The following is a 23,544-nucleotide window of genomic DNA, read 5'->3' as shown; positions in this document are numbered from 1 at the left end:
CGATCAGATCGACTCGATGATTGGAGATTCCATGCACACCTCACTCTTCCCCCGCCACATCGGCCGCGTGATCGTCACCGGCGGTGCCTCCGGGCTGGGGGCCGCGGTAGCCGAGGCCGTCGCCGACGCCGGGGGCGAACCCGGGGTGATCGACCTCGACGTCGACGGGGTGGATGACCGCTTCGCCGCACGCGCGGCGGATGTCTCCGATCGGCCCGCGCTCGAGCGCGCAGTCGCCGAGCTCGCGGAGCAGCTCGGCGGCATCGACGCGATCGTCACCGCCGCGGGGATCGACCGCTGCGGCAAGCTCGAGGATGTCGCCGCCGACGAGTGGGAGCGCGTGATCAACGTCAACCTGCTCGGAACGGTCGCCGCGGTGCGCGCCGCGCTCCCCTATATCGCTCGTTCGCACGGACGCGTGGTCACCGTCGCCTCGTCGCTCGCGCTGCGAGCGCTGCCCGACGCCACCGCCTACTGCGCCTCGAAGTTCGGCGTGCTGGGCTTCTCCCGCGCGCTCGCGGCCGAGACGAAGGGACGCCTCGGCGTCACCACGCTGGTTCCGGCCGGCATGCGCACGAGCTTCTTCGACGACCGCCCCGAGCAGTACCGGCCGGCGCCGGATGCGCAGCTGAACGAGCCCTCCGACGTGGCTCGCGCCGTCATCTTCGCGCTGCAGCAGCCGCCCCACTGCGAGGTGCGCGAGCTCATGATCTGCCCGGAGGAGGAGCCGTCGTGGCCGTGAGCCGCGCGGTCTCACCGCGCGGGATGAGTGCGCGCCGCGGGACCGCTGCGGATGGCGGGATCGCTGCCGGCCTCGGGATCGCTGTGCGCCCCCGCGAGCAGCTCGCGCACGTCGGCGAGCACGGCCTCGACCGGCACGTCGTCGACGAAGGAGACGTCGTGCTCGCAGCGCTCCACGGCCACCCGCTCGGGCGTGCAGTCGATGCCGCAGACCGGGCACCGGGCGGTCCACGAGATCCGGGTGCGGTGCCGCTGCCGCGGGAACGGGCCCGCGTTGAGCATGTTGCCGCACCAGAAGATCGAGGCGGTGCGGGTGCCGACGGCTTGAGCGAGGTGGCGCGGTCCGCTATCGTTGCCGACCATCACATCGGCCGCGCTCAGCAGCCCCACCAGCTCGGGCATCGGCAGGCGCCCCGAGGCGTCCTCGACCAGCCCGGTCGCGGCCGCGTCGAAGCCCAGGGCGTCGACGATGCGCCCGCACAGCCGCCGTTCGTCATCGGCGCTGCCGATCAGCACGACTCTCACCCCCTCGCGAGCGAGCTCCGTGGCGAGCTCCGCGAAGTGCGAGACCGGCCAGCGCCTGCGGGGATCCGTCGCTCCCGGATGCATCGCGACCATCGGCCTCCGATCCTCGCCCCTGAAGCTCTCACCGAGCTCGCGCTCGATCTCCGTGACGCCCACGCGCGGCTCCAGCTCCACGGGAGCGGCCCCCACGAGCCCTGCGACCTCGAGCCACCGCATCACCTCGTGCTGCGAGTAGACGTAGTCGATGCTGCGGTCGAGCTGGGCGGCATCAGGCGTGCGCGTGCCGATCGTGCAGCGGGCGCCGAGTTCGAGCAGGAACGCGTTCGAGAAGCGGCCGCCCCCGTGCATCTGCGCGGCGAGGTCGTAGCCGACGAGCCGCTGCTGCTCGAGGAAGGTCGCGATGCCGGGCCCGTCGCCGCGCTCGCCCGGGTCGGCGCCCACCCCCGGCACGACCGGCAACGGCACGACCCGGTGCGGGGAGCCCTCGCGGCGCTGCAGCAGGTCCGCAGCGAGCCGGGTACCGAGCAGGGTCACCTCGGCATCGGGGTAGGCGGCGGAGAGCGCGCGGATCGCGGGGAGCGTGAACAGCAGGTCGCCCAGGCCGCCCGCGCGCAGCACCGCGATGCGACGCACCCCCTCCAGGCGGGCGCCCAGCGGGGCGACCGCGAGCGCGTCCGGCTCCGTCGTCGCGCCGCGGTCGTCTTCTCGTCGTCTCCAGCGCATCGTGTCGCTCCTCTCCAACGTCTCGGCGCCGGGCGCCGCAAGATCCTCTCCTCTTCTCATGCCCGCGAGTCGAGGACCGCAAACGTGAAAGTCCGGAGCCCGAAGGGAGGCCACGACCATGAGTCCTGAAGAGTGCATCGAGCGGGTGCGCACTGCCCGTCCGCGCGTGACCGTGATCGGCGACTACCTGCTCGACGGGTGGTGGAACGGCAGCGCCGAGCGCGTCGCCAGGGAGGCCCCGGCACCGGTGGTGCACCTCATCGACCGCACCGAGGCGCCCGGCGGTTCCGCGAACACCGCCCTCAACCTCGCGGCCCTCGGCGCGCGGGCGAGGGCCGTCGGGGTCGTCGGCGCCGACGACGCGGCCGCGGAGCTGCGCGCGCAGCTCTCGGCTGCTGGCGTCGACGTGTCCGACCTCGCAGGCGTCGCGGGTGCGAGCACCACGACCAAGGTGCGCGTGACGGTCGACGACCACGTGCTGCTGCGCCTCGATCAGGATCGCGACGAGGCGTGGCCGCTCAAAGTCAGGGAGGAGTTCTGCGAGCGCGCGGAACGGGCGGTGAAGAACAGCGACGCCCTGCTCGTCTGCGACTACGGGTCGACGCTGCTCGACGACTTCGTGGTGGAGCGGCTCGCTCGCATGCCCCGCCCCGCGCTCATCGTGGTCGACGCGCACCGGCCCGGGCGCTGGCGCGATCTGCGCCCCGACATCGTCACCCCCAACGCAGCCGAGGCGGAGACGCTGCCGGGCGTCTCGCTCGGCTCGGGCGACGAGCGGGCGCAGCGCGCGATCGCCGCCACCGAGACCCTGCTCGAAGCCACCGGCGCCGCGACGGTCGCCGTCACGCTCGACCGCACCGGCACGGTGCTGCTCCGACGCGACGGCGATCCCGTGCGCACCTATGCCGAGCCCGCCCCCGAGCGGCACGCCTCCGGCGCCGGCGATGTCTTCGCCGCGGCCATCACGACCGCCCGCGCCGCCGGGGTCTCGCTGGAGGACGCCGCGACGTTCGCGCAGGGGGCTGCGAGCGTGGCCGTGCAGCGCGCGGGTACCTGCGTCTGCTCCATCGAAGAGCTCGGCGAGTGGTTCTCGCGCGAGGCGGAAGCGGTACGGCGATGAACCCCGGCACTCGTCGAGGCGCCGCGCGGTGGGCTGATCCGGCCCCCGCTCCGCAGCCGCGCATCGACGTGCTCATCCCGACCGCCGGCCGCACGGCGGAGCTCGCGGTGACCCTCGCCGGGCTCGCCGCGCAGCAGGATCCGCCCTTCGCCGTGATCATCAGCGACCAGTCCGAGGAGGGGGTCGACCGCGCACCCGCGGTGTGCGCCATGATGCGCGTGCTGGAGGCCGAGGGCAGGCCCGTCGAGCTTCGCCGGCACCTGCCGCGGCGGGGCATGGCCGAGCAGCGGCAGTTCCTGCTCGACTGCGCCTCGGCCGACCGCGTGCTCTTCCTCGACGACGACGTCTGGCTCGAACCGGGTGCGCTCGGGCGCCTCGACGCCGCGATGAGCGAGGCCGAGTGCGGACTCGTCGGGTACGCCGTGCAGGGCCTCTCGCACCTCGGCGACGTGAGACCCGAGGAGACGGAGCGGTTCGAACCCTGGCCGCACGGGCAGGTCGCCCCCGAGCGCGTCCGGCCGTGGCTCGATGCCTTCGAACGGTGGCCGCTGCACAACGCCGCCAACCCCGCGCATCTGGCGCGGCAGCAGCGGCTGCGCGACGACGACCGGCTGCTCTATCGGATCGCCTGGATCGGCGCGTGCGTGCTGTTCGACCGGCGAGCGCTCGTCGAGGCGGGCGGCTTCGAGTTCTGGCGGCGGCTGCCGCCCCAGCATGCGGGCGAGGATCGGGTCGCGCAGTGGCGCGTCATGGAGCGGGCCGGCGGTGCCGGCGTGCTGCCGAGCGGCGCCGTGCATCTCGAGGCCCCGACCACCGTGACCGACCGCCGCGTCGAGGTGAGCGACATCGTCTTCCCCCGGCCCGACGCCGATCCCGGTCCGCCCCCGCCCGACGACGATCCCGATCCCTCCCCACCCGATCCCGATCCGTCCCCACCGGATCCCGATCCCGAACCATCCCCGAGAAGAAAGGAGGCGCTCATGCCCGAGCAGCCCAATCCCGTTCAGATCCAGAAGCACCTGGGAGGAGTCGACTATCCGGCCTCCAAGCAGGATCTGCTGCGGGTCGCGAAAGACGCCGGGGCCGATCAAGCGGTCTGCGACGCGCTCGACGGACTGCCGGATCGCGAGTACGACTCGCCGACCGCGGTCAGCGAGCAGCTCGGCGACTCGTAGAGGTCGTGCTCATCTCGGCGAGCAGGGCGAGCGTGCCCTGCTCGCCGGGGTCGAGAAAGCGGCGGGATCGCCGTCCGGCGAGCGAGCGCTGCACGCGCGCGAGCACCTCGGGCCGGTCGGCGGCCTCCATGACCCGCGGATCGACGTACGAGGAGCGGGTGACGGCCGGGGTGTTGCCGAGTCTTGCCGCCGCCTCGCGGACGGCCGCCCGCAGCGCATCCGTGCGCGCCCTCGCCGACGCCAGCTGCTCCTCCGAGAGGTCGAGCAGCGCCGAGGCCACGACCACGGTGCCGCCCCAGGTGCGGAAGTCCTTGGCCGTGAACTCCTCGCCCATGTGCCGCTTCACGTAGGCGTTGACGTGGCGGCTGCGCAGCCGCTGCACCACTCCGTCCTCATCGAAGAAGCGGAACACCTCGGGTCCGGGCAGCTCCTCGAGCTGTGCGATCAGGCGGGCGACGCGCGTATCCCTGATGCGCCCGCGCTGCCGCTTGCCGCTCTTGCCGACGAAGTCGAAACCGACCGAGGTGGTCGTGGCATCGAGATGCTGCGCCCGCAGGGTGGTCACCCCGTAGCTGCGATGCTGCTCGGCATAGCGCGCGCTCCCGACGCGGAAGAGCTGCCGATCGATGAGTCGCACCGCGCAGGCGGTCACGCGGTCGCGGTTCAGACGGCGCCTGCGCAGGTCGCGGTCGACGGCTGCGCGCAGCGCGGGCAGCGCTGCGCCGAAGCGCTCGAGCCTCGCGAACTTGCGCCGATCCTGTCTGCGTCTGAAGGCGGGGTGGTAGATCGTCTGCGTGCGCCCGGCGGCGTCGATGCCGCGCGCCTGCACCTTGGCCCTCGGGGAACGCGCGATCTCGACATCGGCCCACGCCGGCGGCACGGCGAGCGCGTCCAGGCGCTCGATCTCGGAGCGCTTCGTGATCCTGCGCCCGTTCAGACGGTAGATGAAACCGTCGCCCGCCGGTTCCCGGGAGATGGGGAGCCGCCGCGCCGCGCCGGCGCTCCGGCTGCGCTTCACCTCGCTGCGAGCGGCCATCCCTCCCCCGATCCTCATCTCCCCCTTCACTCAACTGTGCCCGCTCGGATCGATTTGAAAACCGACCGGAGCGGGCACAGCGCGGGGAGACTCTTTACAGGTGCTTCTGGAAGAAGGGCACAGCAGCCTCGACGGCCTTGCCCGCGCCGTTCGGCCGGTCGTAGATGTCGTAGTGCGAGGCGCCCTCGATCACGAGCAGCTGCTTGTCGGCAGAGGCCGCGCGCTCGTAGATCTCGTGGCCGTCGCGGTAGGCGCCGAACGCGCCCTGCTTATCCCCGACGATCACGAGCAGGGGCTGGTCGAGGAGCTCGTCGGCCAGGTGGAAGGCGTCCCACGCCATCACGGAAGCCCCGTGAGCGACCTCGAAGGTGGCGGTGCCGTTCGGGTGCTGCGCGCGCGGCGTGCAGTAGTAGTCGTACGCCTCGATCACGTCGATGTCGCCGATCTGCTGCGCCGCCTCTGCGGAGGGCGCGAGCGCGGCATTCATCGAGCTCTCGGCCTCGCCGCGGATCTCGGCGCTGCGCTGGGCGGCGATCGCCCGCAGCGCCTCGATCGTCCCGCCGGCAGCAGCGGAGTTCTCCCGCGACATGCGCCCGTAGTTCACGCCGGTCGCCGAGACCACGGCCTTGAAGCGCTTCTCAGTCTTGGCGGCGGCCCAGGCGTAACCTCCGCCGCCGCAGACGCCGAGCACGCCGATGCGGTCGGCGTCGACGTAGGGCAGCGTCACGAGGTAGTCGACCACCCGGCTGAAATCCTCAACTCGCTGAGCCGGGTCCTCGAGCCTGCGGGGCTCGCCGCCGCTCTCGCCCTGGAAGCTCGCGTCGAAGGCGATGGCCACGTAACCGGCCTCTGCGAGCGCCGTCGCGTAGATATTGCCCGCGGTCTGCTCCTTGCAGCTGCCGATCGGATGAGCCGCGACGACCGCGGGGTAGCTCGCGTTCTCGTCGAATCCGGCCGGAAGGTAGATGTCGGCCGCCATGTCCCAGTACATGTCGGGGTTGCGGAAGGTCACGCTCTGAATGTTCGAATCAGCCATCGGTTTCTCCTCGTGCGGATCGTGTGGATCATGGTGCCCGGGGATCCGGGCATGTTCTCCATCATTCCGAGGAACGACATCCTCCACCAGGACGGATTTGTTCCTAGGAAGGATCATTCCCACCCAGAGGAGGGACCGTCGCGGCGCTCAGCCGCGCGCGTCCTCCAGCAGCCTGGCGAGGCGCTCACGCGTCTCGGAACCCGGCTCGCACGAGTTCACGATGAGCTGCTGCTCGGGAGCGCTGGCATACCTGAAGATGTCCCAGTCGAGGGTGAGCTCGCCCACCCTCGGGTGCCGCAGCAGCTTGGTACCGAAATCCTGCCTCGCCACGTTGCGAGCCGCCCACCAGCGGCCGAAATCGCGATCAGATATCGTCAACTCTCCGACCAGCGCCGACAGCGCCGGATCCTCGGGGCTCGCCGCGGCCTCGCGCCGCAGGATCGCCACGCAGGATCGCGCCACCGAGGGCCAGTCGGCGAAGAGCTCGCGCATAGCGGGGTCGGTGAAGATCAATCTCACGTAGTTGAGCTGCTTCTTCGACATCTCGCCGAAGGGCGCGTAGACCTGTTCGGCGAGGGGATTCCAGGCCAGGATCTCGGTGCGCGGCCCGAGCACGATCGCGGGCGTCTCCGTGAGCTGCTCGAGCAGCCTCTGCAGTTGAGGCCGCACGCGGAACCGGTCGGCCCGCGGCGACCGCGACGCCTCGGCTCCCGGGTCGACGGAGGCGGCCTGCTCCGCGTGCGCCGCGTGCTCGATCAGGCTCGAGGCGTAGTCCGCCTGATCCTCGTCGAGTCTCAGCACTCGCACGAGGGACGCCATCACCGGCGGTGAAGGCGCCAGCCGCCCCTGCTCGATGCGGGCGTAGTAGTCGCTGCTGATGCTCGCGAGGTCCGCGACCTCTTCGCGGCGCAGGCCGCTCACGCGCCGTCGCGAGCCGACCGCCGAGATGCCGAGATCCTCGGGATCGAGCGCGCCTCGACGCACGCGCAGAAACTCCCCGAGTTCGCGGAGCTGGGGAGCACGGGTGCCAGAGGATCGGGGCATGCCATCAGGCTAACAGTCTTATCCCAGGAACACGATGGAACGCGTCACCCTCCGTGCCCGATCCGGCCGGGCTTTCAATCCTGGCCCGCGCTCGACGTGGGCATGCGGTCACGATCGTAGGTGATCGAGGTGTAGCCGTGAGGCACCGCGTCCCCGTGCTCGTCCAGGTTGACGAACACGATCCGTTCGATACTGAGGATGGTCTTGCGGGTGATCATGTTGCGCACCTGGGCGCGCATCGTGATCGACGTGCGCCCGAAATGCGTGGCGACCAGTCCCATCTCGATGAGGTCTCCCTGGCGAGCCGACGACTCGAAGTCGATCTCCGAGATGAACTTGGTGACGACACGATGGTTGCCGAGCTGAATGATCGCGTAGATCGCGGCTTCCTCATCGATCCATCGCAGCAGGCTGCCGCCGAAGAGCGTGCCGTTGGCGTTGAGGTCCTCGGGCCGCACCCACTTGCGGGTGTAGAAATTGATGTTCTCGGTCGCGCGCGTGTTCTGCATGGCCGCGATCCTACGGCCGGCCTGTTACGGTTCTGAGGCGAACGTGTGACCGAGGGCGTTCACGCCCCGGCGAGTTCGCGCAGGCGCGTGAGCAGCTCCTCGCTCGTGTGCGTCTCCTGGTCGAGATTGTCGGAGAGCAGCTTCGCGGCTTCTGCGGCCCCCTCGGCCTCCGTCGCGGTGATGAGCGACTGGTAGACCGAGATCTCGTAGTGCTCGTTGCCGAGCGCGCACGAGAGGGTCACCTGGTCGAGCAGCGCGCGGTCGGAGCGCTCGATGAGGCCGTGCGCCTGGCGCGAGATCCCCTTCGTCGCGGGCGAACCCGCGGTGGACTCGGGAAACTCGAGCAGCCCGAAGACCTTGCGCAGATTCTCGATCTGCTCGCGCGTCTCGTCAGAGTGGTGGCGGAAGAGCTTCTGAATATCCTTTGACGGCGCCGCCTCGGCCAGATCTCCCAGGGCCGCAAGCGAATCCTGCTCCATGGTCATGGCGGTGCGCAGCTGGAAGCGCAGCAGGTCAGTCGGGGTTTCGAGGCTTCGCTGTGACATGGGCTTCTCCTTCGAGTGGTTTCTGACGATTCTCCAGAGCTTCCGGGCGGCCCGTGATGACGCCGACCGGTCTCTCGGTGATTGTAGGAACGGCCGAGGCTCCCGGCACAGGGGCTTGCGCGAGCGTGCACCGAGCCGCTATCGCGAGGGCCGCTCTCGGAGATCCGAAGTGTCAACCCCTCCCGCCGGAGCCGCGCATCGGCTTGTATGGGACCATGCCAACGAAGCTCCTCTCCCTCGGCACCGCCGTGCCCGCCGCCAGGCTCGATCAATCTCGGGCCCGCGACTTCTTCGCGGCCCAGCCCGAGGTGAATCGCCTCACTGCCCGCCTCATCGGGGCCGCCTTCGACCAGTCCGCCATCGAGCACCGCTACTCGGTGATCGGCCAGATCGGGTCGGGAGGCACGCTGTTCTCGGAGGACGGAGAGCTGCTGCAGGCGCCGAGCACGGGTGCGCGCAACGCCGTCTACCGCCGGGAGGCCCCGCCGCTCACGGAGGCGGCCGCCCAAGACGCGCTCGAGCGATCCGGGTTCGATGCCTCCGAGGTCACCCACGTCGTCACCGCGTCGTGCACGGGCTTCTTCGCGCCCGGCCCCGACTACCTGTTGGTCAGGCATCTCGGACTCCCGAACACCGCCGAGCGCACGCACATCGGCTTCATGGGGTGCGCAGCCGCGTTCCCCGCGCTGCGAACCGCGAAGGCGATCGCGGATTCGCGGCCCGGCGCCGTGGTGCTCGTCGTCTGCACCGAGCTCTGCTCGCTGCACATCAGGTCGTCGAGCGACCCCGAGCAGATCGTCGCATCGGCGGTGTTCGGCGACGGTGCGGGCGCGGCGATCGTCTCGTCAGCCGATCCGAAACCGGGTCGCCCATGGTTCGAGATGGGCGACTTCTCGACCGCGATCACGTCGGAGGGCGAGCAGGACATGGACTGGACCATCGGCGACAGCGGCTTCGAGATGCGGCTCACGGCCGAGGTGCCGCGCATCATCGGCCGCGAGATCGCGGGCGTCGTCGAGAGCATGCTCGACGGGGCGGACCCGCTCCGCGAGGTCGACGCCTGGGCCGTGCACCCGGGCGGGCGCAGCGTGCTCGATCGCGTGCAGGGCGGGGTCGACCTGCCCGACGAGGCGATGGAGCACTCGCGCGCGGTGCTGCGCGACTTCGGCAATATGTCGAGCGCGACGATCCTGTTCATCCTGCGACGCATCCTCGCGGATCCCGCGCTCGCGGACGGGGCTCGCGTCGCCGGTCTCTGCTTCGGGCCGGGGCTCACCGTCGAGACCGCGCGGCTCACACTGCGCACGGGCGGCGGGCGCGAGCCGGAGCGCGCATGAACCTGGCCTCCCGCGACGAACGGCTCACCGAGCTGATGGACGACCCCGCCTGCGATCCCGCGAAGCTGCGCCGCACGCTGCAGCGGTTCTGGATCGTGAACCGCGCCGTCTCCCGCTGGGGGCGCGTGTACCGCTCGCACGTGCGGCCCGCGCTCGCGGCCGCACCCGGCCCTGCCCGAATCCTGGACATCGGATGCGGCGGCGGTGACGTGCTGCGCAGACTGCTGCGACTCGCGCGTCGCGACGGCTTCGCGGTCGAGGGGGTGGGCATCGATCCGGATCCGCGAGCCCTCGAGGTGGCTCAGGCCGGCGCGAGCGGAAGCAGCATCGGCTACCGGCAGGCGAGCAGCGGCGAACTGGTGGCCGCGGGCGAGCGCTTCGACGTGGTCGTCTCCAATCACCTGCTGCACCACCTCGGGGGCGACGATTTCGACAGCGTCATCGCCGACTCGGCGGCGCTCGCCACGCGGCTGTGCGTGCACTCCGATATCGCGAGGGATCCGCGCGCTTACGCGGCCTTCTCGGTGGGCGCCGCGCCGCTCGCCCCGGGCACCCTCCTGCGCGTCGACGGCCTGCGCAGCATCCGGCGCAGCTACACCCGCGCCGAGCTGGCAGCGCGACTCCCCGCGGGTTGGACCGCCGAGCAGCCGACCGCGTTCCGACTGCTCGCGGTGCATCGCGGATCTTCGCCGGAGGCGCGTCGGTGAGCCCCGAGGCGCACGACGCGGTGGTGATCGGCGCCGGGCCCGCCGGGCTGTGCGCCGCCGCCGAGCTGCACCGGCTCGGCGTCGACACGGTGGTGCTCGAGCGGCGCCGCGATCCGGAACCCGGCACCCGCGCCATCGGCGTGCACCCGCCCGCACTCGCCGCACTCGAGGCCTCGGGCGCGACCGAGCGCATGCTCGCGGAGGCCGCCCGCATCCCGCGCGGCATCGCCCGCTCCCGGAGCGGACGGGTGCTGGGCGAGGTGAGCTTCGATCGTCGCGGCACGCGCTTCCCGTTCGTCGCGGCCGTGCCGCAGGCGACGACGGAGACCGCGCTCGCGTTCGGAGTCCCGGCGCCGGTGCGGGGAGCTGAGGTGCGCCGGATCACCCGGCGCTCTGACGGCGTCAGCCTGCTGGTGAGGCTCGCCGGCGAAAGCGCCCCGGGCGGCGGGGCTCACGACGGTACCCCGGCCGATCTCGCGGTCGATCTCGAGGTGCGCGCCCGCGCAGTGATCGTGGCGGTGGGAGCCTCGGGCCGGGAGGCGCTGCTGCCGCTCTCGCGATCCCGCGGCCGCACCTATGCCGACCGCTACCTCATGACCGACCTGGCGCACGCCCCGGGGCAACCGCAGGATCTCGCGATCATCACGCTCGACCCGGAGGGCGTCGTGGAATCGTTCCCCCTGCCGAACGGAGGGCGCCGGCTCGTCGCCTGGGACAGCCTCGGCGGCGGGCCGGGATCGGGCGCGGCCCGCCGACTCGACCGTGCAAAGCCTGTCGAGCTTGCCGAGCCCGTCGAGCTTGCCGAGCCCGTCGAACTTGCCGCGCCTATCGACGTTGCCGAGCCCGTCGCCCCTGCCGAGCGCCTGCGCCGAGCGGTCGCCGGGCGCACCGGAGAGACCGAGCTCGCGTCGCTCGTGGAGTCCGCGACCGTGTTCGGCATCAGACGGCTCCTGCTGCCCCGCATGCGCAGCGGCGCGCTCTTCGTGATCGGCGACGCGGCGCACGAGGTGAGCCCCATCGGAGGCCAGGGCATGAACCTCGGGCTGCTCGACGCCGCGACGCTCGCGCCCGCGCTCGCCGCGTGGTTGCGGGAGGGATCGGATTCCGCGGAAGCCGAGCGCCGCCTCGAGCGGTGGGAGCGCAACAGGCTCGCCTCGGCGCGCACCGCCGCGCGACTCGCCTCGCTCAACACGGGCATCGGCCGGTCCCGATCCCCGAGCGCGCACCGTACGCTCGTCGCGACAGTCGGGGCCGTCGTCCGCGGCCCCGTCGCACGGCTCGCCGCCCGCGCGTACGCGATGGGCTTCGACCGCGCCGCCTCGCGCTGAACCCTCGCACCCGTTCCCCGAGCCACCGCCCCATCCCTGCGCCCGTCCTTGAGCTCGTACTCGCTCTCGAGCCTCAACCCGTTCCCCGAGGAGCGCAGCGGCGCAGACGATCCATCGCATATCGCGGATGTATCGAAATTCGCGAACACGACCGCAACACAGCGTCGGCTTGGGTGGGAACATGTCAGAGATCACCCTCCCCCGAACCCGCACGCTGCCCGTGCCGGCCGCGGCGAGCGCGATGCCGCGGCGCCCGCGTCGAGCAGCCGTAGCCCGCCCGACTCCCGCGCAGCGCGCACTCCTCGGCGTGCTGCTCGCGGTGTACATCATGCTGCTCGTCTGGGTCGTGGTGTGGAAGCTCGAGGCCCCCTACTCGGAAGCGGCTGGCACCCGACTGCTCAAACTCGTGCCCTTCGTCTCGACCGCGGAGTACGGATCCAGTGCCCCGCGCGAGGTGCTGGCGAACCTGCTGCTCTTCACGCCACTCGGCGTCTACCTCGGACTGCTCACGCCCCGCGGAGCCTGGTCGAGGGTCGCAGTCGCGGGCGCCGCGACAAGCACCGCTCTCGAAGCAGCGCAGTACGCGCTCGCGGTCGGCAGCGCCGACACCACCGACGTGATCGTCAACACGGCCGGAGGTCTCGCGGGACTCGCGCTGCTCGCCCTCGCGCGGCGCGCGTTGGGAAGCCGCTCGTCCGCGGTGATCACGCGGTGGGCCCTCGCCTGCACGCTCGTCGCGACCGTCGCCTGCGCGGCGTTCGCGACGTCTCCCCTCCGCTGAGGCATCGAGACCGTCTCCCGCCGTCGACACTGCCTCTGGCGCTCACGGTGAGGGGCGGTCTCGACGGCAGGAGCCCGGATCGATCCGAAGGAAGAGCTGGAGTGCGGAGTTCCCTTCAGCAGGCTCAGGGCGCGGTCACCTCCGCGCGGCGGGGAGCCGCACCGCGACGCGCAGGCCACCCTCCGGTCGGGCCGCCAGCGCGAGCTCGCCGTCGTGCGCGCGCACGATGCTCTTGACGATGGCGAGGCCCAGCCCGACGCCCGCGTGATCGCTGCGGATCCGCTCGCTGCCGCGTCTGAAGGGCTCGGTGAGCGTCGCGACCAGCTGCGGGCTGAGCCGCTCCCCCGTGTTCTCGACGGTCAGCGTCGCGCACCCGGGCCCCGCATCGGTGACGAGGCGCACGAGGCCGCCCTCGGCGAGATTGTGCACGACGGCGTTGTGCAGCAGGTTGACGGTCGTCTGCAGCAGCAGCGCGTACGAGCCCTCGGTGAGGGCCGCCTCCCCGCTCACCTCGATCTCGACGCCGTGCTTCTCGGCGAGCGGCAGCAGCGTCTCGGCGGCCTCCTCGGCGATGAGCGAGAGGTCGACGGTCTCGCGCGCGAACGAGCGGCGGTCGGCGCGGCTGAGCAGCAGCAGCGCCTCGGTGAGGTCGATCGCGCGCGAGTTCACGACGCGCAGGCGCTCGAGCAGTTCGCGGTGGTCGTGATCGGGATCTCTGCGCGCCACATCGATCATCGTCTGCGTGACCGCCAGCGGTGTGCGCAGCTCGTGCGAGGCGTTCGCCGCGAAGCGCTGTTGCTCGGCCACGTGCGCCTCGAGCTGCGCGAGCATCGCGTCGAAACTGTCGGCGAGCTCCCTGAACTCGTCGCGCGGCCCGTCCATGTCGATGCGGTACGAGAGCGAGCCCTCGGCGGCCCGGCGGGTCGCCTCGGAGATGCGGCGCAGCGGCACGAGCATGCGCCCCGCGAGCCACCAGCCGCCCACGAGCCCGAACACCAGCAGGAAGGCGAGCGCCCAGCCCGCCGCCGGCACGAAGGCGCGGATCAGATCGCCGCGTCCCGGAAAAAAGTAGCCTCCCGGACCGTAGGTCGCGTTCGGGGGCACGTAGCGCAGCAGGAACATCCACACGACCGCGAGCAGCAGCGTTCCCGCGAGCATGAGGAACCCCGCGTAGCTGAGAGCGAGTTTGAGCCGCGCACTGAGGCCGGGCCGCCTATGCGCCGGCATCGATCCGGTACCCCACGCCGGGCACTGTCGCGATGAGCCACGGCTCCCCGAGGCGCTTCCGCAGCGCCGAGACCGTGATGCGCACGGCGTTGGTGAACGGATCCGCGTTCTCGTCCCAGGCCTTCTCGAGCAGTTCCTCGGAGCTGATCACCCCGCCGTCCGCCGCCACGAGCACCTCGAGCACCGCGAACTGCTTGCGGGTGAGCGCGACGTAGCGGCCGTCGCGGTAGACCTCGCGGCGGAACGGATCGAGTCTCAGCCCCGCGATCTCGCGCACGGGCGGGCGGTTGTGGGCGCGGCGGCGGTCGAGGGCGCGCAGGCGCATCACGAGTTCCTGCAGCTCGAAGGGCTTGGTGAGGTAGTCGTCGGCGCCGAGCTCGAAGCCGGAGGCCTTGTCGTCGAGGCGATCGGCGGCGGTGAGCATGAGGATCGGCATTCCGCTGCCCGAGGCGACGATGCTCCGGGCGATCTCGTCGCCGGAGGGGCCGGGGATGTCGCGGTCGAGCACGGCGATGTCGTAGGCGTTGACGCTCAGCAGCTCGAGTGCCGTGTCTCCGTCGCCGGCGATGTCGGCCGCGATCGCCTCGAGCCGGAGCCCGTCGCGCACGGCTTCCGCGAGATAGGGCTCGTCCTCCACCACCAGCACACGCATGGTCTCCATGCTACGAGGCGCGGCATATCGCGGGCATATCGAAAACCGCGTACGCCCTCGCAACACCCGCCCGGGTTGACTGGCGGGCATGCAACGCACCGACTCAGCACCCCGGGGCCACCGAGCGATCCAGGTCGCCGTGCTCGGCCTCATCCTCGCCACCGCGACCACGATCGGCGTCATCGTCTCCCAGGTCGGGGCTGCGTCTGCGCCCGCGGACGCCGCGTCGACGCAGCCGCAGGAGCGGATCGGGGTCCGCGATCCCGACCCCTCCGGCGGCGACTCGGCCCCGGCCGCCACTCCCGAGCAGGCGCCCGGCCTCGCGGAGGCCGAGGGGCGCACCGGCGGTTCTGACGGACGACTCCCCGATGGGATCACCGTGTTCGACGACGGCTACGACGGCATCACGAACCTGCGACCCGAGCTGCTGCAGGCGCTGCGGGCCGCGGCCGCCGATGCTCGGAGCCAGGGCATCGAGTTCATCGTCAACAGCGGCTGGCGATCGGCCGAGCTGCAGGAGCAGATGCTGCGCGACGCCGTCTCGCAGTACGGCTCGCTCGAGGAGGCCTCGCGCTGGGTCGCGAGCCCGCAGACCTCGGCTCACGTCTCCGGCGATGCCGTAGACATCGACGGCGCGGACGCTCCGGCCTGGCTCTCCGCCTACGGCGCGAGCTATGGGCTCTGCCAGACCTACGCGAACGAGCCGTGGCACTATGAGCTGGTTCCCGACGCGACGAGCAGCGGCTGCCCGATCATGTACGCCGACCCGACCGAGGATCCCCGCCTGCAGCAGTAGCCCGGCACGCAGGGCAGGCACCTAAGCCCCGGCCTGCTCCTTCTTCGCGTAGGCCTCGGCCTCCTCCTCGGAAATGACGACGAGGCCGCGCGGCGTATGCGAGAGCGAGGTCAGCGCCCTGAGCCACGTCGGGTTGAGCTGCGGAGGGCGGCTACCCGAGAACCTGAACGCGATCGCGATGTGCGGGGACAGCCACACCGACACGCGGCCGCTGCCCGACTCGGCGCTCTTCGACCAGCTCAAGAAGAAGCACTCCTGCTTGCGCAGCTTCTGACCGATGACCGTCTTGAGGTGGGCGAGCACCCGATCCTCGAACTCATAGGTGTTACCCCCGTGCACCAGATACCCCATGCGCCCATCGTGGCAGCCTCGGCGCCCGCTCACGGAAGGCGCGGCATGAAACGCGCAGCGCTGACAGATCGCGCACAAACTGTTCGTGTTCTGTCGAAGGCCGCCACTCGCGCTAGGCTTCATGGCGCACGCACCGGCGTGCCCGACCCTGAAGGCCGAGACGTGTCAGATTCCCCGCAGATTCAGCGCGCCCCCGAGACCCTGCAGTTCCGCTCGACGGAAGCGGCCGAGGTAGCCGAGATCTGGCGGCGATTCGCGCCCTCGTCCGAGCTGCTGCAGGTCGACGAGACCCGCTGCGAGCTCGACTGGTTCTCGGTGTCGACGCCCGGCTTCTCCGTGATCGAGTACGATCTGGCGGCCGACGTGCGCTCGATGATCGAGCCGGAGGATCAGCTCTTCACCTGCCGCGTCACCACGAGCAGCGGCGGATCCGTGAGCGCGAGGCGCGCGCTGCGCTCCGATCTGCCGTGGGCGTCGGCCGGTGAGACCGTGCGGGCGCACTGGGAGGACCGCGCGAACGTGCGCGCGCTCGTGTTCGACCGGGCGCGCGTCGAACGCCTCGCGCGGCAGATCTCGGGCGACGACACGCTGCGCGTGCGGGTGAAGGATCCGCAGGCCGTCGACGCGGCGGCAGCACTGCAGTGGGATCGCGCGTTCGAATACCTCGCCTCATCGCTCATGCTCGCCGGGCACGCGGGGCACGCCTCGCCCCTCTTGATCGCGAGCCTCGAGCAGCATGCGCTGTGGACGGCGCTCGCGACGTTCTCGACGACCTTCTCGGATACGATGCGGCGGTCGCACCAGACCGTCGCGGCGCCGAAGACCGTGCGCCTCGCGCTCTCGTACATCGACGCGAACGCCCACCTCCCCATCACGGTCGACGACGTCGCGGTCGCGGCGCGCATCTCGACGCGCGGCCTGCAGTACGCCTTCAAGCGCGCACTCGGGATGACGCCGCGCGAGTGCCTGCGGCGAGCGCGCCTCGCCGGCGCCCGCACCGATCTCGTCACCGCAACGCCCGGTGACACACTCGCCGCGATCGCGCAGCGCTGGGGGTTCTCGAACGTGTCGCGCTTCACGGTCGCGTACCGCGCCGAGTTCGATGAGCACCCGGCGGAGGTGCTGCGGCGACGCACGCGCTGATCCGCGCGCAGACCTTACGGCAAGCGGCCTGTGATTTCCAGGCCCTTGTCGCCGCCTTCCGACGCCGGAAGCATTGAGCGCGAGACATCACCCACCGCGGCGAAGGGAGCAGGCATGCGAGCCCTCACCTGGCAAGGCAAGCGCAAGGTCAGCGTCGAGACCGTGCCCGATCCCGCGCTGCGCGAGCCCGATGACGTGATCATCGAGGTCACCTCCACCGCGATCTGCGGCTCCGACTTGCACCTCTACGAGGTGCTGGGGCCGTTCATGAACGCGGGCGACATCATCGGGCACGAACCCATGGGCCGGGTGATCGAGGCCGGCCCCGATGCGGGCCTCACCGTCGGGGATCGCGTCGTGGTGCCCTTCACCATCTCGTGCGGATCGTGCTGGATGTGCGGGCGCGGCCTCACTACGCAGTGCGAGCGCACGCAGGTGCGGGAGTACGGCTCGGGTGCGGCGCTCTACGGGTATTCCCGCCTCTACGGATCCGTGCCGGGAGGCCAGGCCGAGTACCTGCGCGTGCCCTTCGCGGGGTTCAACCCGATCCGCGTCGGCCCCGACCTGCCCGATCACCGCTACCTCTTCCTGAGCGACATCCTGCCGACGGCGTGGCAGGGCGTGCAGTACGCGGGCATCGGACCGGGAGACACGCTCACCGTGTACGGCCTCGGGCCGGTCGGTCAGTTCGCCGCTCGCATCGGCGTGCACCTCGGAGCGCAGGTCACCGCGATCGATCCCGTGCCCGAGCGCCGCGCGCTCGCGGAGCGCTACGGCGTGCAGACCTTCGACCTCACCGACGACGTGAACGAGCGGATCCGGGATCTCACGGCGGGCCGCGGCCCCGACGCCGTGATCGACGCGGTGGGGATGGAAGCGCACGGATCCCCCGCCGCGAAGCTCGCGCAGCAGACCGTGGGGCTGCTGCCCGATCCGGTCGGCCGCAAGCTCATGGAGACCGGAGGCGTTGACCGCGTGGCGGCGCTGCACGGCGCCATCGATCTCGTGCGCCGCGGCGGCACGGTCTCGCTGAGCGGCGTCTACGGCGGGCAGGCGAGCCCGATGCCCATGCTCACGCTGTTCGACAAGCAGATCCAGCTGCGCATGGGGCAGTGCAACGTGAAGGCGTGGGTCGAGGATCTGCTGCCCCTCGTCGAGGATCCCGACGATCCCCTCGGCACCGAAGACCTCGTCACGCACCGGCTGCCGCTCGACGACGCGCCCGACGCCTACGAGATGTTCCAGAAGAAGACCGACGGCTGCATCAAGGTCGTGCTGGATCCTCGGCTCTGACGCCGTCGCGCGATCCCGACCGCGCACCGAACGAACACCGTCCCCGCCCGAATCCACCAGACCACCCATCCGCACCGACCGAAGGAGGCCCCGTGTCCGAGCACTCGAACACCGACCAGCTGACGTTCCAGAACCCGGTGACCCGGTTCCCCAGTATCTCCCCGCCCGAGCAGCACCAGCCCGAGCCCGGTCTCGACCAGAAGCTGATCCCGCAGACCGATCGCGGGCAGCACAGCTACCGCGGCACCGGACGGCTCATGGGCCGCAAGGCCCTCATCACGGGGGCCGACTCGGGGATCGGCGCGGCGGTCGCGATCGCCTTCGCCCGCGAGGGCGCGGACGTCGCGCTCTCCTACCTGCCCTCCGAGGATCCCGACGCGGAGGAGATCAAGGAGATCATCGAGCAGAGCGGGCAGCGCGCGATCCTGCTGCCGGGCGACATCTCCGACCGCGAGTTCTGCGAGCAGCTCGTCGAGCAGGCGGTCGAGCAGCTCGGCGGCCTCGACGCGCTCGTCAACAACGCGGGTCGGCAGATCGCCGTCGAGGACATCGCCGATCTGAGCGACGAGCAGTGGACGAACACCTACGAGACCAACATCCACGCGATGTACCGCATCGCGCGGGCCGCCGTGAAGCACATGCCAGCGGGGTCGACCATCGTCAACACCACCTCGATCCAGGCCTACAAGCCCTCGACGCACCTGCTCGACTACGCCTCGACCAAGGCCGCGATCAACAACTTCTCGAAGGGCCTCGCGCAGGCGCTCGCCCCGAAGGGCATCCGCGTGAACGCCGTGGCGCCGGGCCCGATCTGGACTCCCCTGCAGGTCTCCGACGGGCAGCCCAAGGAGGCCCTGCCCGAGTTCGGCAAGGATACGCCGCTCGGCCGCGCCGGTCAGCCGACCGAGCTCGCGCCCGCCTACGTGTTCCTCACCTCGCCCGAGTCGAGCTACGTGATCGGCGAGACCCTCAACGTCAACGGCGGCACCCCGTCGCCGTGATGCCCCGATCCGACCCCGACTCCCAGGGAGGCCCCACATGCGCGTAGCCGTCGTCGGCGCGACCGGTAACACCGGCACCGCCGCGCTGAAAGCCCTCGCCGGCGCTCCCGAGGTGACCTCGGTGCTCGGCATCGCCAGGCGCATGCCCGATACCGAGCTCGCCCCCTACTCCGGCTGCGAGTGGGCCTCGATCGACATCGCGGCCGCCACCTCCGCGGAGGAGGCCGAGCGCGAGCTCGAGGAGGCCTTCGCGGGTGCCGACGCGGTGATCCACCTGGCGTGGCTCATCCAGCCCAATTCCCAGCGCGATCTGCTGCGCCGCGTCAACGTCGACGGCACCGAGCGCGTCGCGCGCGCGGCCGCCGCGGCCGGGGTGCGGCAGCTCGTGGTCGCGTCGTCGGTCGGGGCCTACTCGCCGGATCCGGATCGCGACCCCGCACTCGAGCGACGTGACGAGAGCTGGCCGGTGAAGGGGGTGCGCACCTCGCATTACAGCGTCGACAAGGCCGCGCAGGAGCGCGTGCTCGACGAGTTCGCCGCCGCGCACCCCGAGGTGACCGTCACCCGGCTGCGGCCCGCGCTCGTCTTCCAGGCCGATGCGGCCTCTGAGATTCAGCGCTACTTCCTGGGCGGGTGGATGCCCACTCAGCTGCTCGACAGCGCCAAACCGCCGGCCCTCCCGCTGCCGCGCGGGCTGCGAGGGGTGCAGGCCGTGCACGCCGACGACCTGGCGCGGGCCTACGTCGCGGCGGTCGTGCAGGGCGTCGGGGGCGCGTTCAACATCTGCGCCGACGACATGCTCGGCCCGCAGGATCTCGCCGACATCCTCGACCACGGTCGCTACGTCGAGTTGCCGCCGCGGCTCGTGCGGGCCTTCCTGTTCGGGGGCCACAAGACCGGGCTCATCGCGGCCGACGAGGGATGGATCGACATGGCGATGGCCGTGCCCGTCATGGACAACACCCGCGCCAAGGCCGAGCTCGACTGGCAGCCGCACCACACCGCGGCCGAGGCGCTGCGCGGCCTGCTGCAGGGCATGGCCGAGGGCCGGGGCGCAGGCTCGATCCCGCTGCGGCCGCGCGACCCCGAGGATACGAGGCTCCCCGCGAGCAGAGAACGGGTCGCGAGCGGGGCGCACGCGGATGCGGCGGCGGATCCCGATCCCACAGCCGGCTCTGATCCCGATCCCACGCCAGCTCCCACTTCCACGCCCTCTCCCACCCCCGCGCCCGCTCGCGCGATCCCGGATCGCATCTCCGAGGACCTGCTCGGTCTCTACCTCTCCGACCACCTCACCGGCGCGACCGCGGGCGCCGAGCGCATCGAGCGGATGGCGGCCTCGGCGATCGATACCCCGGTCTTCGCCCGGCTCTCGGAGGTCGCCGAGGAGATCCGCCTCGAGCGCGCCTTCCTGCAGCAGCTCATCGACGACCTCGGCCTGCGCCGCCGCGGCTACCGGCAGGCCGTCGCCTGGGCCGGCGAGCACCTCGGCAGGCTCAAGGGCAACGGCAGGCTGACCACCCGCTCGCCCCTCACGCTCGTGCTCGAAGCCGAGCTGATGCGCAGCGCGGTGATCGGCAAGCTGGGCGTCTGGCAGACGCTGCGCGAGCTCGCGGGCGAGCTGGAGCTCGACCCGCAGCTCTTCGCCGATCTGGCCGAGCAGGCGCTCGCGCAGGCCGACCTCTTCGGCGAGGTGCACGAGTACGCCCGCGAACGCGCATTCCACGAGGATCGCCAGACCTTCGGATCCGAACACACGAAAGCAGGTACCACGATGAACACGAACGATCCCGATCTCACCACTGATCCCGAGGCGCGCACCGGCGCCGGAGCGGAGGCAGGCGCCGATCCCACCGCATCAGCCCCGCGCGACCCGGAAGCGGGCTCCGGGTCGGAGCCCGGCCCCGACACCGAACGACCCGACGACGTGGCCGAGAAGCCCGGCACCTCGAACGTGTCGCCCGACCACGAGGACGAGCTCGTCGACGAGTGGGGCGAGGAGTCGTTCCCGGGCAGCGACCCGCCCGCGCACTACTAGACACCGGATGCGTCGGCCCCGCTCTCGTAGCGGGGCCGACGCATCTGCGCTATAGCGGATCGGCGACTCCCGGGCAAGGCCTGGGCACCGTGGAGCAGAGCGGCCACTCTGGAGATACGAACGAACGGACATGACTTTGACGATCTCCACTATCTCCCCGACCGAGCTCTCCTCCCCCGCCCACCTCGTCTCGCGCGGCCCGCTCAGCGCCGCCGTGCTGCTGCGCCTCAGCGGTTCGAGCGGCCTCGACGGCACCGATTCCGGTGACGGAACGGGCGGCACCGGTTCCGCGAGCCTTGTCGCCGCCGCGCGGGAGGCGCTCGAGCGCGCGTCCGAGATCAGGACCGACGACGACGTGCAGCTCGCGCTCTTCTTCCTCTACGCCTCCTCGTACGGCTCGATCGGGCGGTTCTCCCCCGACCTCGAGTGGGACACCGAGCTCATCGAGGCCCGCCGCGTGCTCGAGGCGGCATTCGAGCGGGAGCTGCGCGAACGCATCCCGGTGCCCGAGCTGCCCGAGCCCCGCGCCGACGCCGTCGCGAAGACGCTCTTCGAGCTGACCGGCGCAGACACGGGCCCCAGCCTGGCGAAGTACTTCGCGAAGCGCGCCACGCTCGCGCAGTCGAGGGAGTTCCTGATCCAGCGCTCCATCTACACGCTGCGCGAGGCCGACCCGCACTCCTGGGCCATCCCCCGCCTGCGCGGGCGCCCGAAGGCCGCGCTCGTCGAGATCCAGTCCGACGAGTACGGCGGCGGACGGCCCGAGCGCGTGCACGCCGAGATCTTCGCCACCAGCATGCGCGCCGCGGGGCTCGATGATACCTACGCCGCCTACCTCGACCGGGTGCCGGCGATCACGCTCGCGTCGCAGAACATGATGTCGATGTTCGGCCTCAACCGCCGGCTCATCGGCGCGATCGTGGGGCACCTCGCCGCCTTCGAGATGACCTCGTCGATCCCGAACAAGCTGTACGGAGACGGCTTCAGGCGCCTCGGCTTCGGCGACGAGGTCACCGACTACTTCGACGAGCACGTCGAGGCCGACGCGGTGCATGAGCAGATCGCCGGGCGCGACCTCGCGGGTGCGCTCGCCGAGGACCGGCCCGAGCTGCTGCCCGACATCATGTTCGGTGCGGCCGCGTGCCTCGTCGTCGACGGTGAGGTCGCGGGGCACATGCTCGACAGCTGGTCGCGAGACGAGTCCTCGCTGCTGCCGGTGGGCGCACGATGAGCGAGGAAGATCGCGCCCGGATCACGGCCTGCCCCGACGGCCCGTTGCTCGTGCGGGGCGAGTTCGAGCTGCTCGACACGGAGGGCGAGCCTATCCCGCGCAAGCGGCGCACGGTCGCGCTCTGCCGCTGCGGCCTGTCGAGCATCAAGCCGTTCTGCGACGGCACGCACAAGCCCGCGGGCTTCCGGACGGACGACTGATGGCGGGGCGGGAACAGGCCGAGTACGTGCTGCCGCTCCGCTGGAGCGACGATGCCGGACTCGACGAGCTGACCGCGTACCTGCGCGAACTCAGCGACTGGATCGACGTCACCGTTGTCGACGGCTCGGATCCAGCGCTCTTCGCGGCGCACGCACGGGAGTGGGCGACCTCGGCGCCGCTCGTGCGGCACCTGCCCGTCGCTGTGGCGAGGGGGAAGAACGGCAAGGTGCGCGGGGTGCTCACGGGGCTCGAGGCCGCGAGGCACGAGGCCGTGATCCTCGCCGACGACGACGTGCGCTACGACCGCGAGTCGCTGGCTTCGGTCGTCGCGGCGCTGCAGCGCGCCGACCTCGTGAGGCCGCAGAACTTCTTCGATCCTCGCCCCTGGCACGCTCGGTGGGACACCGGGCGCACGCTGCTGAATCGCGCCGTGGAATCCGACTACCCCGGCACCTACGGCGTGCGCAGAGCCCTGCTGCGCGCGGCCGGCGGGTATGACCCCGACGTGCTCTTCGAGAATCTGGAGATGGAGCGCACGGTGCGCGCCGCGGGCGGCACGATTCAGGATCGCCCCGACATCTACGTGGCACGTCGCCCGCCGTCGACGCGCCATTTCCTCTCCCAGCGCGTGCGCCAGGCCTACGACAGCTGGGCGCAGCCCGGGCGGCTCGTAGGCGAGGCCGCGATCCTGCCGCTCGGGATCTGGGCGGCGCGGCGGCCCCTGCGCCTGGCGGCGCTGACGGGGCTCGTACTGCTGCTGGCCGAGCGCGGTCGCCGTCGGGCCGGTGGGTCCGCCGTCTTCCCACCTTCGAGCACCCTGTGGGCGGTGCCGTGGGTGTGCGAGCGCGGGGTGGCCGCCTGGGCGGCGATCCTGCTGCGCCTGCGGGGCGGCGTGATCTACGGCGACGGCCGCCTGATGCGCGCGGCGAACTCGACCCGCACGATCGCCCGGAGAATGCAACCCCCTGCGGATCCCTCGCCCGCTCCCTAGCGTGGAAACGGAC

General features: G+C 71.4%; 24 protein-coding genes. 15 read left to right on the top strand and 9 right to left on the bottom strand.

Annotated features, from left to right (window positions below):
* Window positions 1-31: 31 nt before the first annotated feature.
* The gene (locus KVY00_RS14835; RefSeq protein WP_223043633.1) at window positions 32-742 is read left to right on the top strand and encodes an SDR family oxidoreductase; all 711 of its coding nucleotides are present in this window, start codon (window positions 32-34) and stop codon (window positions 740-742) included.
* 11 nt (window positions 743-753) lie between these two features.
* Here the strand turns inward: KVY00_RS14835 and KVY00_RS14830 are convergent, their stop codons facing one another.
* Window positions 754-2,049: a glycosyltransferase family 9 protein gene (locus tag KVY00_RS14830; protein ID WP_255572671.1), complete on the bottom strand. Its 1,296-nt coding sequence runs from the start codon at window positions 2,047-2,049 to the stop codon at window positions 754-756.
* Window positions 2,050-2,107: 58 nt separating this feature from the next.
* On the opposite strand from KVY00_RS14830, the gene KVY00_RS14825 reads away from it, so the two are divergent.
* Entirely contained in the window at window positions 2,108-3,109 is a 1,002-nt protein-coding gene (locus tag KVY00_RS14825) for a bifunctional heptose 7-phosphate kinase/heptose 1-phosphate adenyltransferase (protein WP_223043632.1), read from the top strand.
* Complete coding sequence (locus KVY00_RS14820; protein ID WP_255572670.1) at window positions 3,106-4,284, top strand: DUF2795 domain-containing protein; 1,179 nt, start codon at window positions 3,106-3,108, stop codon at window positions 4,282-4,284. The genes KVY00_RS14825 and KVY00_RS14820 overlap by 4 nt, the downstream gene beginning before the upstream one ends.
* On the opposite strand, the gene KVY00_RS14810 is transcribed toward KVY00_RS14820, so the two are convergent.
* The 5 genes from KVY00_RS14810 to KVY00_RS14790 all read right to left on the bottom strand — a co-directional run bounded on the left by KVY00_RS14810 (window position 4,259) and on the right by KVY00_RS14790 (window position 8,454).
* Complete coding sequence (locus KVY00_RS14810) at window positions 4,259-5,320, bottom strand: DNA topoisomerase IB (RefSeq protein WP_223043631.1); 1,062 nt, start codon at window positions 5,318-5,320, stop codon at window positions 4,259-4,261. The genes KVY00_RS14820 and KVY00_RS14810 overlap by 26 nt on opposite strands.
* Window positions 5,321-5,414: 94 nt before the next feature.
* Entirely contained in the window at window positions 5,415-6,356 is a 942-nt protein-coding gene (locus KVY00_RS14805) for an alpha/beta hydrolase (RefSeq protein ID WP_223043630.1), read from the bottom strand.
* A 147-nt stretch (window positions 6,357-6,503) separates the two neighbouring features.
* The gene (locus KVY00_RS14800) at window positions 6,504-7,400 is read right to left on the bottom strand and encodes a helix-turn-helix domain-containing protein (protein WP_223043629.1); all 897 of its coding nucleotides are present in this window, start codon (window positions 7,398-7,400) and stop codon (window positions 6,504-6,506) included.
* Between the two features lie 74 nt (window positions 7,401-7,474).
* Window positions 7,475-7,909: an acyl-CoA thioesterase gene (locus tag KVY00_RS14795; RefSeq protein ID WP_223043628.1), complete on the bottom strand. Its 435-nt coding sequence runs from the start codon at window positions 7,907-7,909 to the stop codon at window positions 7,475-7,477.
* A 59-nt stretch (window positions 7,910-7,968) separates the two neighbouring features.
* Complete coding sequence (locus tag KVY00_RS14790) at window positions 7,969-8,454, bottom strand: YciE/YciF ferroxidase family protein (protein WP_223043627.1); 486 nt, start codon at window positions 8,452-8,454, stop codon at window positions 7,969-7,971.
* 215 nt (window positions 8,455-8,669) lie between these two features.
* Between KVY00_RS14790 and KVY00_RS14785 the strand changes: the two genes are divergently transcribed.
* From KVY00_RS14785 to KVY00_RS14770, 4 genes are all read left to right on the top strand, one after another.
* Window positions 8,670-9,791 carry a type III polyketide synthase gene (locus KVY00_RS14785; protein WP_223043626.1) on the top strand — a complete coding sequence of 374 codons (1,122 nt, stop codon included), beginning with the start codon at window positions 8,670-8,672 and terminating at the stop codon, window positions 9,789-9,791.
* Window positions 9,788-10,498 (top strand): methyltransferase domain-containing protein, encoded by a 711-nt coding sequence (locus KVY00_RS14780; RefSeq protein WP_223043625.1) that lies wholly within the window; start codon window positions 9,788-9,790, stop codon window positions 10,496-10,498. Before KVY00_RS14785 ends, KVY00_RS14780 begins: the two co-directional genes overlap by 4 nt.
* Window positions 10,495-11,826: an FAD-dependent oxidoreductase gene (locus KVY00_RS14775; protein ID WP_223043624.1), complete on the top strand. Its 1,332-nt coding sequence runs from the start codon at window positions 10,495-10,497 to the stop codon at window positions 11,824-11,826. The genes KVY00_RS14780 and KVY00_RS14775 overlap by 4 nt, the downstream gene beginning before the upstream one ends.
* A gap of 181 nt (window positions 11,827-12,007) precedes the next feature.
* The gene (locus KVY00_RS14770) at window positions 12,008-12,607 is read left to right on the top strand and encodes a VanZ family protein (RefSeq protein ID WP_223043623.1); all 600 of its coding nucleotides are present in this window, start codon (window positions 12,008-12,010) and stop codon (window positions 12,605-12,607) included.
* 135 nt (window positions 12,608-12,742) lie between these two features.
* Here KVY00_RS14770 and KVY00_RS14765 read toward each other — a convergent pair whose 3' ends face one another.
* Window positions 12,743-13,834 (bottom strand): sensor histidine kinase, encoded by a 1,092-nt coding sequence (locus KVY00_RS14765; RefSeq protein WP_223043622.1) that lies wholly within the window; start codon window positions 13,832-13,834, stop codon window positions 12,743-12,745.
* Entirely contained in the window at window positions 13,821-14,486 is a 666-nt protein-coding gene (locus KVY00_RS14760) for a response regulator transcription factor (protein ID WP_223045345.1), read from the bottom strand. Before KVY00_RS14760 ends, KVY00_RS14765 begins: the two co-directional genes overlap by 14 nt.
* Window positions 14,487-14,574: 88 nt before the next feature.
* On the opposite strand from KVY00_RS14760, the gene KVY00_RS14755 reads away from it, so the two are divergent.
* On the top strand, window positions 14,575-15,282 hold the full coding sequence (locus tag KVY00_RS14755; protein ID WP_223043621.1) for a M15 family metallopeptidase: 708 nt from the start codon (window positions 14,575-14,577) through the stop codon (window positions 15,280-15,282).
* Window positions 15,283-15,303: 21 nt separating this feature from the next.
* Here the strand turns inward: KVY00_RS14755 and KVY00_RS14750 are convergent, their stop codons facing one another.
* Window positions 15,304-15,633, bottom strand: a complete 330-nt coding sequence (locus KVY00_RS14750; protein WP_223043620.1) for a DUF7882 family protein — start codon at window positions 15,631-15,633, stop codon at window positions 15,304-15,306.
* A 162-nt stretch (window positions 15,634-15,795) separates the two neighbouring features.
* Between KVY00_RS14750 and KVY00_RS14745 the strand changes: the two genes are divergently transcribed.
* From KVY00_RS14745 to KVY00_RS14715, 7 genes are all read left to right on the top strand, one after another.
* A complete protein-coding gene (locus tag KVY00_RS14745; protein ID WP_255572669.1) occupies window positions 15,796-16,776 on the top strand; it encodes an AraC family transcriptional regulator in 981 nt (326 codons plus the stop codon).
* Between the two features lie 114 nt (window positions 16,777-16,890).
* Window positions 16,891-18,069: a zinc-dependent alcohol dehydrogenase gene (locus KVY00_RS14740; protein ID WP_223043618.1), complete on the top strand. Its 1,179-nt coding sequence runs from the start codon at window positions 16,891-16,893 to the stop codon at window positions 18,067-18,069.
* A gap of 92 nt (window positions 18,070-18,161) precedes the next feature.
* Window positions 18,162-19,070 carry an SDR family oxidoreductase gene (locus KVY00_RS14735; protein WP_223043617.1) on the top strand — a complete coding sequence of 303 codons (909 nt, stop codon included), beginning with the start codon at window positions 18,162-18,164 and terminating at the stop codon, window positions 19,068-19,070.
* A gap of 37 nt (window positions 19,071-19,107) precedes the next feature.
* Window positions 19,108-21,108 (top strand): NAD-dependent epimerase/dehydratase family protein, encoded by a 2,001-nt coding sequence (locus KVY00_RS14730; protein WP_223043616.1) that lies wholly within the window; start codon window positions 19,108-19,110, stop codon window positions 21,106-21,108.
* Window positions 21,109-21,238: 130 nt separating this feature from the next.
* The gene (locus KVY00_RS14725) at window positions 21,239-22,339 is read left to right on the top strand and encodes an iron-containing redox enzyme family protein (RefSeq protein WP_223043615.1); all 1,101 of its coding nucleotides are present in this window, start codon (window positions 21,239-21,241) and stop codon (window positions 22,337-22,339) included.
* Complete coding sequence (locus KVY00_RS14720) at window positions 22,336-22,539, top strand: CDGSH iron-sulfur domain-containing protein (protein ID WP_223043614.1); 204 nt, start codon at window positions 22,336-22,338, stop codon at window positions 22,537-22,539. The genes KVY00_RS14725 and KVY00_RS14720 overlap by 4 nt, the downstream gene beginning before the upstream one ends.
* Complete coding sequence (locus tag KVY00_RS14715; RefSeq protein WP_223043613.1) at window positions 22,539-23,531, top strand: glycosyltransferase; 993 nt, start codon at window positions 22,539-22,541, stop codon at window positions 23,529-23,531. The genes KVY00_RS14720 and KVY00_RS14715 overlap by 1 nt, the downstream gene beginning before the upstream one ends.
* Window positions 23,532-23,544: the final 13 nt, after the last annotated feature.

It is taken from the genome of Leucobacter tenebrionis (assembly GCF_019884725.1).
Lineage (GTDB): Bacteria > Actinomycetota > Actinomycetes > Actinomycetales > Microbacteriaceae > Leucobacter > Leucobacter tenebrionis.
The sequence above is the reverse complement of the archived record's forward strand: the minus strand, read 5'-3'. Positions and strand labels throughout refer to the sequence as shown.

Coding starts and splice junctions, on each gene's coding strand:
- KVY00_RS14835 (WP_223043633.1), top strand. CDS start 32: ATGCACACCTCACTCTTCCCCCGCCACATCGGCCGCGTGATCGTCACC.
- KVY00_RS14830 (WP_255572671.1), bottom strand. CDS start 2,049: ATGAGAAGAGGAGAGGATCTTGCGGCGCCCGGCGCCGAGACGTTGGAG.
- KVY00_RS14825 (WP_223043632.1), top strand. CDS start 2,108: ATGAGTCCTGAAGAGTGCATCGAGCGGGTGCGCACTGCCCGTCCGCGC.
- KVY00_RS14820 (WP_255572670.1), top strand. CDS start 3,106: ATGAACCCCGGCACTCGTCGAGGCGCCGCGCGGTGGGCTGATCCGGCC.
- KVY00_RS14810 (WP_223043631.1), bottom strand. CDS start 5,320: ATGGCCGCTCGCAGCGAGGTGAAGCGCAGCCGGAGCGCCGGCGCGGCG.
- KVY00_RS14805 (WP_223043630.1), bottom strand. CDS start 6,356: ATGGCTGATTCGAACATTCAGAGCGTGACCTTCCGCAACCCCGACATG.
- KVY00_RS14800 (WP_223043629.1), bottom strand. CDS start 7,400: ATGCCCCGATCCTCTGGCACCCGTGCTCCCCAGCTCCGCGAACTCGGG.
- KVY00_RS14795 (WP_223043628.1), bottom strand. CDS start 7,909: ATGCAGAACACGCGCGCGACCGAGAACATCAATTTCTACACCCGCAAG.
- KVY00_RS14790 (WP_223043627.1), bottom strand. CDS start 8,454: ATGTCACAGCGAAGCCTCGAAACCCCGACTGACCTGCTGCGCTTCCAG.
- KVY00_RS14785 (WP_223043626.1), top strand. CDS start 8,670: ATGCCAACGAAGCTCCTCTCCCTCGGCACCGCCGTGCCCGCCGCCAGG.
- KVY00_RS14780 (WP_223043625.1), top strand. CDS start 9,788: ATGAACCTGGCCTCCCGCGACGAACGGCTCACCGAGCTGATGGACGAC.
- KVY00_RS14770 (WP_223043623.1), top strand. CDS start 12,008: ATGTCAGAGATCACCCTCCCCCGAACCCGCACGCTGCCCGTGCCGGCC.
- KVY00_RS14765 (WP_223043622.1), bottom strand. CDS start 13,834: ATGCCGGCGCATAGGCGGCCCGGCCTCAGTGCGCGGCTCAAACTCGCT.
- KVY00_RS14760 (WP_223045345.1), bottom strand. CDS start 14,486: ATGCGTGTGCTGGTGGTGGAGGACGAGCCCTATCTCGCGGAAGCCGTG.
- KVY00_RS14755 (WP_223043621.1), top strand. CDS start 14,575: ATGCAACGCACCGACTCAGCACCCCGGGGCCACCGAGCGATCCAGGTC.
- KVY00_RS14750 (WP_223043620.1), bottom strand. CDS start 15,633: ATGGGGTATCTGGTGCACGGGGGTAACACCTATGAGTTCGAGGATCGG.
- KVY00_RS14740 (WP_223043618.1), top strand. CDS start 16,891: ATGCGAGCCCTCACCTGGCAAGGCAAGCGCAAGGTCAGCGTCGAGACC.
- KVY00_RS14730 (WP_223043616.1), top strand. CDS start 19,108: ATGCGCGTAGCCGTCGTCGGCGCGACCGGTAACACCGGCACCGCCGCG.
- KVY00_RS14725 (WP_223043615.1), top strand. CDS start 21,239: ATGACTTTGACGATCTCCACTATCTCCCCGACCGAGCTCTCCTCCCCC.
- KVY00_RS14720 (WP_223043614.1), top strand. CDS start 22,336: ATGAGCGAGGAAGATCGCGCCCGGATCACGGCCTGCCCCGACGGCCCG.
- KVY00_RS14715 (WP_223043613.1), top strand. CDS start 22,539: ATGGCGGGGCGGGAACAGGCCGAGTACGTGCTGCCGCTCCGCTGGAGC.